The sequence below is a fragment of the Facklamia languida CCUG 37842 genome, assembly GCF_000245795.1.
Taxonomy (GTDB): Bacteria; Bacillota; Bacilli; order Lactobacillales; family Aerococcaceae; genus Facklamia; species Facklamia languida.
In genome coordinates, this window is the sequence record NZ_JH601133.1 from 37,042 (window position 1) to 50,408 (window position 13,367).

At 42.9% G+C, this 13,367-nt stretch carries 12 protein-coding genes; 5 read left to right on the top strand and 7 right to left on the bottom strand.

What is annotated here, in order from left to right; translation table 11 throughout:
* Positions 1 to 47: 47 nt before the first annotated feature.
* The 4 genes from HMPREF9708_RS00140 to HMPREF9708_RS00155 all read left to right on the top strand — a co-directional run bounded on the left by HMPREF9708_RS00140 (position 48) and on the right by HMPREF9708_RS00155 (position 3,972).
* The gene (locus HMPREF9708_RS00140) at positions 48 to 1,172 is read left to right on the top strand and encodes an acyl-CoA dehydrogenase family protein (RefSeq protein ID WP_006307866.1); all 1,125 of its coding nucleotides are present in this window, start codon (positions 48 to 50) and stop codon (positions 1,170 to 1,172) included.
* A 250-nt stretch (positions 1,173 to 1,422) separates the two neighbouring features.
* The gene (locus HMPREF9708_RS00145; RefSeq protein WP_006307868.1) at positions 1,423 to 2,355 is read left to right on the top strand and encodes a hypothetical protein; all 933 of its coding nucleotides are present in this window, start codon (positions 1,423 to 1,425) and stop codon (positions 2,353 to 2,355) included.
* A gap of 62 nt (positions 2,356 to 2,417) precedes the next feature.
* Entirely contained in the window at positions 2,418 to 3,284 is an 867-nt protein-coding gene (locus HMPREF9708_RS00150) for a hypothetical protein (protein ID WP_006307870.1), read from the top strand.
* 124 nt (positions 3,285 to 3,408) lie between these two features.
* Positions 3,409 to 3,972: an NAD(P)H-dependent oxidoreductase gene (locus tag HMPREF9708_RS00155; protein ID WP_006307872.1), complete on the top strand. Its 564-nt coding sequence runs from the start codon at positions 3,409 to 3,411 to the stop codon at positions 3,970 to 3,972.
* Positions 3,973 to 4,399: 427 nt separating this feature from the next.
* Here the strand turns inward: HMPREF9708_RS00155 and HMPREF9708_RS00160 are convergent, their stop codons facing one another.
* Genes HMPREF9708_RS00160 through HMPREF9708_RS00170 form a run of 3 tightly spaced genes read right to left on the bottom strand, consistent with a single transcriptional unit; the run spans position 4,400 to position 7,909 of the window.
* The gene (locus tag HMPREF9708_RS00160) at positions 4,400 to 5,854 is read right to left on the bottom strand and encodes an alanine/glycine:cation symporter family protein (protein ID WP_006307874.1); all 1,455 of its coding nucleotides are present in this window, start codon (positions 5,852 to 5,854) and stop codon (positions 4,400 to 4,402) included.
* Between the two features lie 16 nt (positions 5,855 to 5,870).
* Positions 5,871 to 6,620 carry an alpha/beta hydrolase gene (locus HMPREF9708_RS00165; protein WP_006307875.1) on the bottom strand — a complete coding sequence of 250 codons (750 nt, stop codon included), beginning with the start codon at positions 6,618 to 6,620 and terminating at the stop codon, positions 5,871 to 5,873.
* 23 nt (positions 6,621 to 6,643) lie between these two features.
* Complete coding sequence (locus tag HMPREF9708_RS00170; RefSeq protein ID WP_006307877.1) at positions 6,644 to 7,909, bottom strand: serine hydroxymethyltransferase; 1,266 nt, start codon at positions 7,907 to 7,909, stop codon at positions 6,644 to 6,646.
* Between the two features lie 303 nt (positions 7,910 to 8,212).
* On the opposite strand from HMPREF9708_RS00170, the gene HMPREF9708_RS00175 reads away from it, so the two are divergent.
* Positions 8,213 to 8,503, top strand: coding sequence for a DUF5960 family protein (locus HMPREF9708_RS00175; protein WP_006307879.1), 291 nt, complete (start codon positions 8,213 to 8,215; stop codon positions 8,501 to 8,503).
* A 43-nt stretch (positions 8,504 to 8,546) separates the two neighbouring features.
* Here the strand turns inward: HMPREF9708_RS00175 and rny are convergent, their stop codons facing one another.
* From rny to recA, 4 genes are all read right to left on the bottom strand, one after another.
* Complete coding sequence (gene rny, locus HMPREF9708_RS00180; protein ID WP_006307880.1) at positions 8,547 to 10,106, bottom strand: ribonuclease Y; 1,560 nt, start codon at positions 10,104 to 10,106, stop codon at positions 8,547 to 8,549.
* Positions 10,107 to 10,316: 210 nt separating this feature from the next.
* Complete coding sequence (locus HMPREF9708_RS00185; protein ID WP_006307881.1) at positions 10,317 to 11,069, bottom strand: ABC transporter permease; 753 nt, start codon at positions 11,067 to 11,069, stop codon at positions 10,317 to 10,319.
* Complete coding sequence (locus tag HMPREF9708_RS00190) at positions 11,062 to 11,928, bottom strand: ATP-binding cassette domain-containing protein (protein ID WP_006307882.1); 867 nt, start codon at positions 11,926 to 11,928, stop codon at positions 11,062 to 11,064. Before HMPREF9708_RS00190 ends, HMPREF9708_RS00185 begins: the two co-directional genes overlap by 8 nt.
* 373 nt (positions 11,929 to 12,301) lie before the next feature.
* Complete coding sequence (recA, locus tag HMPREF9708_RS00195) at positions 12,302 to 13,354, bottom strand: recombinase RecA (protein WP_006307883.1); 1,053 nt, start codon at positions 13,352 to 13,354, stop codon at positions 12,302 to 12,304.
* Positions 13,355 to 13,367 lie beyond the last annotated feature (13 nt).

The following is a 13,367-nucleotide window of genomic DNA, read 5'->3' on the forward strand; positions in this document are numbered from 1 at the left end:
TAGTCGACCTCAGATTATCGCTATTATTATGAAAAGGAGTATGTTATATGACCACCATTTATCAAGAAGCCTTAGCCTTTGCCCAGGAACATATTGATCCGATTGCCAAGGAAATTGATGAAAGCAAAGAGTTTCCCAAGGAAGTCTTCGCTGAAATTGGCAAGGCAGGATTCTTACAACTCTTCGTTCCGACTCAGTTCGGTGGCAAGGGCTTAACCTACAAGGAACATGCTGAAGTCTGCATGGCCTTCTCACAAGCCTCCGCAAGTGTGGGGCTCTGCTATATGATGCACAACGTGGCCTTAAATGTTGTTGTCAATAATGGCAGCGATGAACTGGTTGAGAAGATCTGCCGCGACGTAATGGACAACAACCACTTCTTAGCCCTAGCTTATAGTGAAGCAGGAACTGGAACTCACTTCTATATTCCTGAAATGAAAGCCGAATTCTTAGAAGGGAAAGTCCACTTAACTGGCCGCAAATCCATGGTTACCTCCGCTGAGAATGCCTCTTACTATTTAGTGCTAGCTCCTGCTGAACAAGAAGGCGCCATTGATAACTGGGTGGTTCCAATCGAATCAGAGGGCGTGAGCTTCGAAATGGCTGAATGGAACGGTTTGGGTATGCGTGGAAATGCCTCTGCTCCAATGAATGTTGACACCATCCTTGATCACTCATGGCGGGTCGGTGCCCCTGGCTCTGGTCAAGACCAAGTCTTCACCGATGTCGCAGTGCCTTTCGTTCTGGGATTAGCAGCGGTCTACTCTGGCCTCAGCATGAGTCTCTTCCAAGAAGCCAGCCACCACACCACCAGCCGCAAGTATCCAGATGGTAAATCGCTAGCAAACTTAGAAACAGTCCAAATTCACCTGGCTGACATCTACAACCTTGCGAATGCAGCTCGGGCAGCAACCCGCGATGCTGCCGAAGCGATTGTCAATGGTGATGAAGATGCTGTTCCAAGAGTCTTTTCAGCCCGCGTCTTCGCTTCTGAAGGTGCCATCGAGGCGGCACGGATTGCCATGCGGGTCGGAGGTGGCAAGTCTTATAACAAGGCCAATGCCATTGAACGCCTCCTTCGTGATGCCTATGCCAGCCAAATCATGGCACCAGGTGTCGACGTCTTGAAATTATGGACCGGACGTGCCTTAACGGGTCAAGACTTACTTTAATATTTCCCTCAAGGGAAGCAATTCATTGAATAAGGCTGAATCCTGTTTTTAAATAAAAGCGATCTTGGACACCCTTCTAATTAGGCAGGATCGACGCTTGGACTAGCAACAAAGACCGAATGGGGAGTAACCCATTCGGTCTTTTTGGCCTTTAGTTTGTAACACCGTTTCCGCTTTTAAGCATATCAATTGTATCCCGTAAAATCTTCCATTAAACTGACATTAAGTTCAATATAAAGGAGTGGACATAATGAACAAGATGACTTTTCTCAAGAAATTGACCCTCGCCGCCCTGTTCGCTAATTTCCTCTGCCCTCCCTTGACCCATGCTCAAGAAGATCAAGCTACTGAAGACACCTCAGTCACCAATGAGGAAGGCTTGGACCTGATCGAAAGTGAGGCCTCACTGGAAGACCTCATGGATGATATCATTCAAGCCAACCAGTCTGTTCAGTCTGTAGTTCAAGAAATTGAATTAGATTCCAAAGTTTCCCAGGAAGGGGAAGAAGATCTCTTCAATCAAAAAGCGGTCATGGAAGCCATTTATGGTGAGGAGGGCCAAGTAGATGGTGCCTATATTTACTCACTTTATGATCAAAATGGCGAGCAAATGATCCGGGAGCAACTGATGCCAACCAACGAGAAGACAATCTACACCCGCTTTAATGAAGAAGAATGGGAGAAAGACAGCACTGAATACACAGACCAAGACCAATACTTCCTGACCCCTAATTATCATCACCTCTTAGCAGACCTCTTAGAATTAGAGTCCTACTATACCCTCTATGAAGATGCCAACTCTTACATCTTAATTACTAAAGACCAGGATGCAGACCTCTTCCACGTCCTCCAACCCCACTTTGACCTTCAATTAACTGGAATGGAGCCAGAGGCCTTCCATCAAGGAGTCTTCCTCTCCATTAATAAAGACACCCTCTTATTCGAAGACCTCATGTTCGTCATGACCTATGACGATGGCAGTTCCAGTCTAGAGATGTCGGCCGTTGCCATCATGAGTGAATGGGACAAACTGAACGCCTCCGATTATCAAATGGACCAATCGGAACCTGGTCAAGAAGAAATAGATCAAGAAGAAGTGGACCAAGAAGAATCAAGTCTAGAAGAAACAGATCAAGAAGAAGCTGATCAAGAAGCCAGTCAAGAAGAAACGAGTCAAGAATAGATGGCCCAAATCCGGACCTTAAGCACTGATTCACCGATCCTATCCTAAAGGAGGCCCTCGCCATGAAAAAACTAAAACTCTTGAAATCCCTCACCATTCTGACCCTACTTGCTAGTTTAAGTGGTCACACCCTGGCCCATGCTCAGCAGGAAGCAGCGGTTGAAGAATCAACAAGCCAAGAAGCGACAGACCAGAAGAATATAGATGTCGACCTGCCTGAAAGTGACCTGCCCATGGCCGACCTAATGAAGGAAGTCCAGGCAGCGAACCAGGAGGTTCGGTCTGTCACACTCGAAAATAAACTAACCATTAAGGTAGAAAATGGTGAAGCTAAAAAACAAAAAGTCGCCAACGCGTTCATGGATTTGCTCTACGATGATCATTTGAACCTCCAAGGTGGTTACATTTTCAAAATCCAAGAAGAAAATGAACAAAATAAGTTCACTCAAGACCTCTTACTCCCAACGAACGTTAAAGCCCTCTATACACGCGATTCAGACAATCCCGATTGGCAAAAAAAGGAAGATTACACGGATGGAAGTAGAAATTACCAAATGGACCCTGATTTCCACCGATTAATTGACACAATTGTTGCTATCTCGGATGATTTCTCAGTCTATGAGCATGACGACCTCTACATTATCGTTAATAATAACCAGGACGTTGACCTCTTCTCAGCCATGCAGCCCCATTACGACCTCTCAGTCACAGGGATCTCACCCGATCAACTCTCGAAAGGGATGTTCATTTCCTTTGATAAGGAGACTTACTTATTAAAGAGTTTACAATTTGTCTTTACCTATTCAGATGACACACAATACCTCGAGATTAATGTTGGAACCACGACCAACCATTTCAACCAATTTGAACAATCGGATTTTGAGATTTCTGAAGAAGGCGAAGTCGAATACGAACCGAAAGAATTATAGATTGACCGCGCATTACACGCATCTGATCTGATTTAATCAACCGGTCCATTGTACCAGGAGGAGTTGCCAGCTGTACTCCTCCTCCTTTTTGTGAGTCAGGCGGGATTTATGAAAGGAGCACCCCATGTCAAAAGGCTTACTCATCGTCGGACACCCCTACCTAATGGAAGATTCCAAGGCTACTTTAGCCATTGTCCAGGGACTCTGCCAACAAATACCAGACTTAGACTGTGTCTGCCTCGCTCAGGAATACCCTGATTATCAAATCGACCGTGCCAGAGAACAAGCCCGGCTGACACAAACGGACTACTTAATCTTACAATTTCCTATCTTCTGGTATGGAATCCCTTCCGACCTCCAGCGGTGGCTTGAAGAAGTCTTCCAATTTGGTTTCTCACATGGGATCGAACAAGGGAGAGGTCCCCTGGTGGGCAAGAAATTGATCGTATCCTTCACTTGCTCAGCCAAGGAGACGGTCCTTAACCAAGCCTCCACCCCGCCTGATAGTTTGGAAGACCTGGTCGGTCCCCTGGTTGCCCTGGCCAAGTTCACTCAGATGGACTACCTCGGCCATGTGGTGACCACTGGTCTCGGTTATTTAGCCCGGCAGAATCCCCAGATGACCGTCCGCACTAACCATCATGTGACCCAAGTCATAGAAAAACTCAAAACCGCCAACCTCCTCTAAAACTCTCTGCCTTCCCCCAATCAAGGCGGGCTAGCAAATGAGTATATAACAGGAAGCAACATTCAACAGGTGGGTGAATCATTCCAACCATCAAATAGAACCCCTCTCCAAGCTGGGAGGGGTTTCGTTTTGCTTTTAGGGATATTTTAAAATTTAAATTTTTAAGAACAAGACACACCGAATGTTGGTTCACTGAAGAAGGTCCACCCAAAGCGAGGTGGTACCAGGAGGTCCCTACCATCTACATCATAAGCATCATTGGCTATAGGTAAGAATACCCTTTTGACTTCCTAGGATCACACATTCGGTGTTTTGGTCTCTAGATCAATTTCATATAATGATTAACTCATTTATTTTAAACTTTTTTACAACTTTTGATTAACCCATAGCGTACTCTCATTTGATATTATTTTATCCTAATAAGAAACTATCTAGAGTTCTCTTTCTTCCAAATGACGGTGTCCGAATCAATTCCGACTTGATCAGGATCAAATTCTGGCTCGGATTCTCCTTGTCTTCGCTTTGTTATATAATCACCAACAATTTTGGCTCCCTTATGTCCTACAAATAGGAGTGCCAAAATATTTGTCCAGGCCATCAAACCATTCCCAATATCGGCGAGGGCCCATATTGTATCGGAGACGACTAGTGTCCCTCCAAATACAGCGCCTAAGAAACAAATTTTTAGAATGGTAAAGGCAGTCTTATTATCCCCAATGATATATGAGAAACTACTTTCCGCATAAAGATAAAAAGCTGTCAAAGCCACGAAGGCAAAAACTAAGATCGCGAGTGCTACAAAGATATTCCCAATATTTGGAATAGGGATGACCGACTGGATTGCTTCAGCCACAAATGGATTTCCATATTTTAAACCTTTAACCCCTTCAAAAACAACCTGTCCTGAAGGATTCACAACGTTATATGTTCCAGTCATTAAAATCATAAAAGTCGTAGTTGTGCAGACAAAGAGTGTTCCAATATAAACACTCATTCCACCAAGCAATCCTTGTTGGGCAGGGTGTTTAACCTGTGAAGTAGCAGAAGTAATTGCTGATGTTCCAATTCCAATCTCATTTGCATGGACACCTCGACGAATCCCCCACTGTAAAGCACTTCCTAGCATGGCACCAAAAATTGCGTCATTACCAAATGCTGACCGGAAAATCAGTCCCACAACTTCAGGAAGTTTTGTAATATTTAGCAAGATCACAATAAGTGACATTACAACATAAAGTAAACCAGCAATCGGTGAAATTTTTTGTGCTGTTCTTCCCATCCTCTTTAATCCACCAAAGATGACAATCCCTAAAATAACTGTAAATACAATCGCTAATGGAAGGGTTGGTATTTTAAATGCTTCATGCAATCCCTCGACGATATAATAAGATTGAACCCCAGACATCAAAAACGTTAAAGAAATGGTGGTAATAATTGAATAGAGAATCGCAAAAACCTTACCAATTTTGGGGTTTGAAAAACCTTCCGCCATATAGTTAGCAGGTCCACTCTTATATTCATTATTGATCACTTTTTTGTAGGTTTGGGCCAGAGTCCCTTCAATAATAGCAACACTCGAACCGAATAGTGCAAGAACCCATAGCCAAAAAATAGCTCCTGGTCCACCAAAATAAATACCGGTAGCCATACCCGCTATATTCCCTACACCTACGGTCCGAGCAGCAGTAAATATAAAAGATTGGAATGGAGATAGACCCTGCTCTGATTCTCCTCTTTCTTTCAATAACCGAAACATTTCCTTAAATTGAGTAAATTGTGGAAACTTCATTAAAATAGAAAAATACACACTAACACCCAATATTAGAAAAATTAACGGCATGTCCCATATCTTGCTAGCAATATTTTCTAATGTTGCATTCATTTCTATCGCTCCTTATCTATATTTCCTGTATAAACTTCATCGTATAGTCAAAAAGCTCCTTCTGATATTGAATCTTTTCATATGTATGCCCTGCTCCTTCAACGAAGTGGACCTTACCATCCTTAGCATAGAAATTGTATAGCCAACCGTTAATTGGCAAGACATCTTCATCACAAGTACCATGAATAATTCGAATTGGAAACTCTGCTTGCTTGATAATCTCTAAAGGTAACAGCTCATCAATATTCTCAAAAAAGTTTGGGCTGACTTCATCTGCGTCAATCGAAATGTCTTGACCGGACATTCCAGCCTGAAAGAGATCTGATCCTAAAATGTGATGAAAATTCCACAGTGGATTTGATACAGGGGACCATAAAACTAATCCATCTGGTTTAACATGATGACTTAAAAGGGTTGAAGTCGTTCCACCCATACTATATCCTAGTAAAATCAACTTCTCCCATTTGACTTGAGATTTTAAACTATTAATCACTGCTAAATAATCTTCGACTTGTCCGGGTATCGTCATATATGAATAATCACCCTGACTATCACCTGAACCAACACAATCTGTTCGACAAACAGTGTAACCTCTATCAACGAGTTGATGATGGATTTTCGGTATCATACGATGAGGCGTGATTTTATGACCCACAAAGCCATGGCAGAAAAAGACAAGTGTCTTGTTATCTTTTTGAGGTTCTGGTCTCTCAAGGATGGATAAGAGCTGAAGTCCTCTACTTTCAATAATATTTGCTTCTAACATAGTATCTCCTTTCTTTTAATCACTTACTGCATTAGATACTTTAAGTCATCTTCAGAATAAAGTGGGAATCGACTCGAAAGATCTTTGACTCTCTCTTCTAATTCTTCTAATTTTGTATCCTCTTTAAAATGAATGGTTGCTTGATTGAAAATATCTGCAATATCTCTCATTTCATTTTCTTTCATACCTCTTTGAGTGGTCGCTGTTACTCCAATTCGGATACCACTCGTTTCATTAGGTCCCAAAGGATCTGATGGAATTTGGTTCTTATTAACTGTGATGCCAATCCGATTTAATGTCTCATCTAATTCTTTACCTGAAATATTTTTTGATCGTAAGTCTACCAGTAATAAATGTGTATCTGTTCCACCACCAACAAGACGAAAATCTAATTCTTCAAGTCGTTCACCTAAAGCTTTAGCGTTCTTGAGTACTTGAGACATAATTGATTGATAATGATCTGTTTTACAGTAATTAAACAACCAGCATTTAGCAGCCATTGTATGAAGATGCATGGATCCTAGCGCTCCAGGAAATACACCTCGATCAACTTTCTTAGCATGCTCCTCCTTACATAAAATAATACCTGAACGAGGTCCAGAGAAAGTCTTAGTTGTTGATGCGGTAACAAAATCGGCGTAAGGGACAGGTGAAGGAATAACACCAGCAGCAACGAGTCCAATTATATGGGCAGCATCAACCATAAAGTAAGCACCCGTTTCTTTAGCAATCTGTGATATTCTTTCATAATCAATTAACCGAGGATAAGCAGACCCACCCGCAATAATTAATTTAGGTTGATGTTCTTTTGCTAAGACTTCAAGCTGGTCATAGTCTATTTGCTCGGTTTGTTCGCTTAAAGGATAATGAACGAAATTAAAAAAATTATGCATAAAATTTGCCTTAGATCCGTGTGACAAATGTCCTCCCTGATCTAATTGCATTGATAAAACAGTATCTCCAGCTTCTAAAATACTGGCATATACAGAATAATTGGCTGTCGTTCCTGAATAGGGTTGGATATTAGCATGTTCACAATTAAATAATTCTTTAGCTCGCTTGATTGCTTCAAGCTCTAGATCATCTGCATTTTCACTTCCCTGCTGATAACGTTTGCCTGGATATCCCTCTAAAGTCTTATTCGTAAAGATAGATCCTGACAATTCCATAATTTCAATGGGGACAGTACTCTCTGAGGCAATCATTTCAATATTTTCCTTCTGACGCGCAAGCTCATTCATTACAATCTGATATAATTTCGGATCCGATTCTTTTGTCTTATTTAACATAATCTTCCCCCTTAATTAATTCATGGCTATCTTTAACATCATCTTTTTCATAAAAAAACAATTCATTTTTTTAAATAGTAAGAACCTATAAACTATGATTCGATCAATCTATTTAAGCCATTTACTGCCCTCCTTCCCTTTAATCATCATGAGATTCTTATAACAATTTAATGATAACATTTACTGAATCCGCTTACAAATAAAAAGCTTACTAGAAATCAATATTCATCGCGAATTGACACGAACGTTTGTTCGTTATACAATATCATTACATCCAGAGTAACCAGGGAAAGGAGTCAGCGCATGGAAGCCCACCATTTTCAACAGAATACGATTCAATTTGACTATTTCAGCGATAATTACCGCCAATTTGAAGAAGATTATTACCGCTACTCTACCCTTTCCGTTCCCCTCGTTTTTATTGAAGATGACCTCCTTCGAACCATGGCAGCTGGCCAACTGAATTACTTCATCCTGCCCCGAACACGGTCTAAAGACCACCGTGATCACCATTTTGTCTTCAAGGTCAAGACCGATCCTAAGAATAATTTGCTGAGAGTTTACGAATACCAATATACTTATGCGGGGGAATAGGGCCTATACAAAAAAAACTAGGACATCCGTCCTAGTTTTTTCTTTATTTAGCATATTCAACTGCTCGCGTTTCGCGTATTACCGTTACTTTAATATTACCTGGATATTGCATTTCCTCTTCGATCCGCTTCTTCACATCGCGTGCGAGGACGGCTGCTTGCGCATCATTGATCTTGTCGGGTGCAACAATGACCCGAACTTCACGTCCAGCTTGGATCGCATAAGATTGGGTAACCCCTTGATGATCGTTAGCAATTTCTTCCAATTGTTGAAGTCGACGAATGTAATTCTCGAGTGATTCACTCCGTGCACCTGGTCGAGCTGCTGACAAGGCATCCGCTGCTGCAACCAATTCAGCAATCACAGAAGTTGGTCGAGTGTCCCCATGGTGGGAAGCAATCGCATTTACCACCAGGGCGGATTCCTTATACCGGTTCGCAATTTCAGCCCCAATCTCAACGTGAGATCCTTCGATCTCTTGGTCAAGGGCCTTACCGATGTCATGCAGTAAGCCTGCACGCTTAGCAAGCGCTACATTCTCGTTCAATTCACCGGCCATGACACCTGCCAATTTAGCAACTTCAATTGAGTGATTGAGAACATTCTGGCCATAAGAAGTCCGATAAGCCAAGCGGCCAATGATCTTAATCAAGTCAGGATGGATCGAATGAATGCCTACTTCAAAGACCGCTTCTTCACCCACTTCACGGATCTTCTCATCCATTTCCTTACGCGCACGTTCAACCATTTCTTCAATGCGTGCGGGGTGAATACGACCATCTTGGATTAACTTCTCTAAGGCAAGTTTCGCAATTTGTCGCCGAATAGGATCAAAACCACTGATCACGACTGTTTCAGGAGTATCATCCACAATCAAATCAATTCCTGTCAGACTCTCAAGTGAGCGAATATTACGTCCTTCACGACCGATAATTCGACCCTTCATATCATCATTAGGCAAATGCACGACTGAGACCGAATTATCCGCCACCAGATCGGTTGCACTGCGCTGGATGGCTTGCAGAATGACGTTCTTGGCATTCCGATCGGCCTCTTCCTTGGCCTTCTGATCCGCATCACGCACCATCACAGCGATCTCATTTGACAAGGATTCTTCTGTTTGCTTCAAAATAATTTCCTTGGCATCCTCACGTGATAACATGGACGTCTTCACCAGGGCAGCCTCTTGCTCTTCAATTAATTGGGCAATCCGGCCTTCTTCCTCGGCTAATTGGTCCTGCCGCTTCAGGAAATCGGCTTCCTTCGTTTCTAAGAGACTTTCACGATTATCTAGGGTATTACTCTTCTTCTCTAGATTCTCTTCTTTTTGAATCAGACGGTTCTCAAATCGCGTGGCTTCTTGCCGTCGATCTTTTAGTTCCAATTCAATTTCATTTCGGTACTGAATATTTTCTTCCTTCGCTTCAAACAAAGCTTCTCGCTTGAGCGTTTGGGCTTGAGAAATCGCATCTTCAACAATGGCTTCAGCATTTGCTTTAGCTCCTGCTAAATTCTTCTCGTCTGATTTCTTTCTTACAAAATAGCCAATACCAAATCCTAGGATTAAAGCAACGATAGCGAAGGCGAAAGACATTAAGTCCATTAGAGTCACCTCCGTATCTATATTTTAAATTAATTATAAACAAATATAATGAATGTGGTAATCCACACCCTTAATAATACGTTTATTACGAAGATGTGTCAAATAATTCTTCCTTATTCGCAAAAGAGGATTAAAAGCGAAAAGCCTTCTTTGCCCTCTAACAAGGCCACCAAGCCCGATTGGAAGTGCCAACCTGGTGAAGCCTTGTAACTAGGCATTTTTACGACGCTGTTTGAAGATGGCTAAGGCCATCAAGGCCATGGACAAGCCAACCAAGACCAGGAGTCCAATGAGGAAAGAGGCGTTAATCGTCCCTGTTTGAATTTCCTTGAGATAGTCGTAGGACGAGAAATGACTCGTTGGTAAGATCGAAACAATCTTCTGGAGTCCTTCAGGCATATCTTCTACCCGAATCCCCATCATACCGCTAAAGATCATGATGGCGAAATAAATGGCCATCGTGATAGCAAAGGAGATGGAGTATTTCTTGGTAAAGAGGCAGATAGCATAAGCGATAAAGAAACAGCCGATATTTAAGAGGGTCACATAGCCAAGATGGCGTAAGATTTCAATGACAGATGCCGGAATATCAAAGACCCACACCATGACCGTGAAATAGATCAAATTACAGACGAGGAAAAACAAGAAATAGGCCAGAAATTTGTAGCGCGCCAGGGTAAATTGCTTGATCGAGAAGAGCTCCAACCGGTCATAGACCCCCTCTTCCATATCCTTAGCCGTTATCGTGGCGTGACCGACTAAAAAGATGGACAGAGGCGAAATAATATTCATCGTGAATAAGACACTCTGCTTGGCTGGCTCTCGAAAAGGTTCAGGCACTTGGACATTAAGCATCATCACCACTAAAGCCCCCATCAATAAGGGAAAGACGAGGCCAAAAAAGACACAGGAATAATTGGTCAGGACCAATTTCATTTCATAATTGAAGATATGCTTATTCATGATAGCCCTCCTTTTCTAAGGCATTTAAGACCGTCAGTTCAATAGAATCATTAACCCTTTCAAAGGCCTGGTCAGCATCAATCAAGGCCTCGACCAATTGTTTCTCTTGATTTTTGTCGTTGATTCCAGCTGCTAATTTATTTGGCATGCTGGTAATCCGGTCCTTAGGACCGACTAGTTGTTGGGTGGTCTCATTGTCATCCATCAAGATGACAGAAGGGGTACAATAGGTCTGGAAGAGGTCTTTCTTATTGCCGTAGAAGAGGACATCTCCTTGGTGTAAATAAAGCAATTGGTCACAGATATTTTCTAACTCTTCATAATAATGACTGACCAGGAGAACCGTAGTCGTCTTATCGTGGTAGTAGTCCACGATCTTATCCATCAGCATCTGCCGGGTCACAAAGTCTAAGCCTGTGGTCACCTCATCGAAGATAGTTAAGGGAGCGTCCTGCCACATCACCAGAATCAGCGTTAATTTCTGCTTCTCACCCCCTGATAGTTGCTTAAATGTCTTATTTAATAACTTGGAAAAATCAAAGAAGTCAATGAGTTCCTGCAGCTTGGGGTCTTCTTCAATCTTGCTGTTGGCCACCATTTGAATAATATCGCGGGTTTTGACACTGGTCGAATAATTATTAAATTGCATATGAACGGCCATCTGGGAGTGATGAACGTCTCTTTGAATGTGTCCTTTGTAAGGAATGAGGCCTAAGATGGCCTTAATGAGCGTTGACTTACCGGCCCCATTGGATCCGATAATCCCAATCTTCTCCCCTGACTTAAAGCGAATGGGCTGGTTAATATTCAAGACTTCCTTATCTCCATAAGCAACTTGTAGCGAGTCAATTGAAATCATTTTTACACCTCCATGCCTTCATTCTACACCCTTGACCAGTCATTTGCATGCTTGAACAGGAATTTTTTTAAAAAGCTAAAGTGTCAACCACCCTTAGTTTCAAGAATTGAACGAATGAGATGGGATGCCTCTTGGGATAGCCAGTGAGTGTTGGATGGATAAACGAACTTAAAAGTCTCCGCTTGACAGGCACGCCAAATTAAAAAGACCGATTGTACCATCCCATAGCAAAAGCCCCTGTCGCAGGCATTGCTCAGTCCCGTCACGCAAGTCCTTCCACCTTAACAGGACCTCCTAACTGGTTAGGAAAGTTCATTCGGTCTTTCTTTTTTGTTTAACTATCTGGTCGTTTCTGATAAAGAGGCTAATTCTCTTAGTCGTCGGTCATGGATAATTGTTCGGCTTGAGCCGGCTGTGGCGATTCGTCGTCCTCAAGGGGCATTTGGTAGTGCTGGCGGACTAAGCGCTCAATCTCTTGACGGAGATTTGGATGGTCATCCAGGTATTCCTTGACATTCTCCCGTCCTTGACCGATTCGCTCGTCCTGGTAAGAGTACCAAGAACCTGCCTTATTAATAATATCCACATCAGCGGCCATATCGATTAATTCGCCCGTTTGCGAGATACCCTCACCATAGACAATATCCACCAAGGCTTCCTTGAAAGGAGGAGCCATCTTATTCTTGACAATCTTAATCTTGGTCCGGTTCCCGTAGGCTTCCCCCTTATTCTTGAGGGTCTCCACACGGCGAACCTCTAGACGAATGGATGAATAGAACTTCAAGGCCCGTCCACCCGGCGTGGTCTCTGGATTTCCAAACATCACCCCTACCTTCTCACGAATTTGGTTGATAAAGAAGGCGATGGTCTTGGTCTTACTAATTGAACCAGATAACTTCCGCATGGCTTGAGACATCAAGCGGGCTTGTAAACCGACATGCGAAGCCCCCATATCCCCTTCAATTTCCGAACGTGGGACAAGAGCCGCAACAGAGTCCACCACAATAATGTCCACAGCCCCTGAAGAGACCAAAGCATCCGCAATCTCTAAGCCCTGTTCCCCCGTATCCGGTTGGGAGAGCAGAAGGTCGTTAATATTCACCCCTAAATTAGCCGCGTATTTTGGATCTAGGGCATGCTCCGCATCAATAAAGGCCGCAATCCCACCCTGCTTTTGAACAGAGGCAATCGCGTGTAAGGCAACCGTCGTCTTACCTGAAGATTCAGGTCCATAACATTCAATAATCCGGCCACGGGGGTAACCGCCAATACCCAGGGCCACATCCAAGGCCAAAGACCCTGAAGGAACCGTGGCAATATCAAGGGTCGTCTGGTCACCTAGCCGCATAATCGCGCCCTTACCATAATTCTTTTCAATATCTTTTAGCGCCTTATCCAGCGCTTTTTGACGATTCTCATCTACCATATTCATCCTCCAT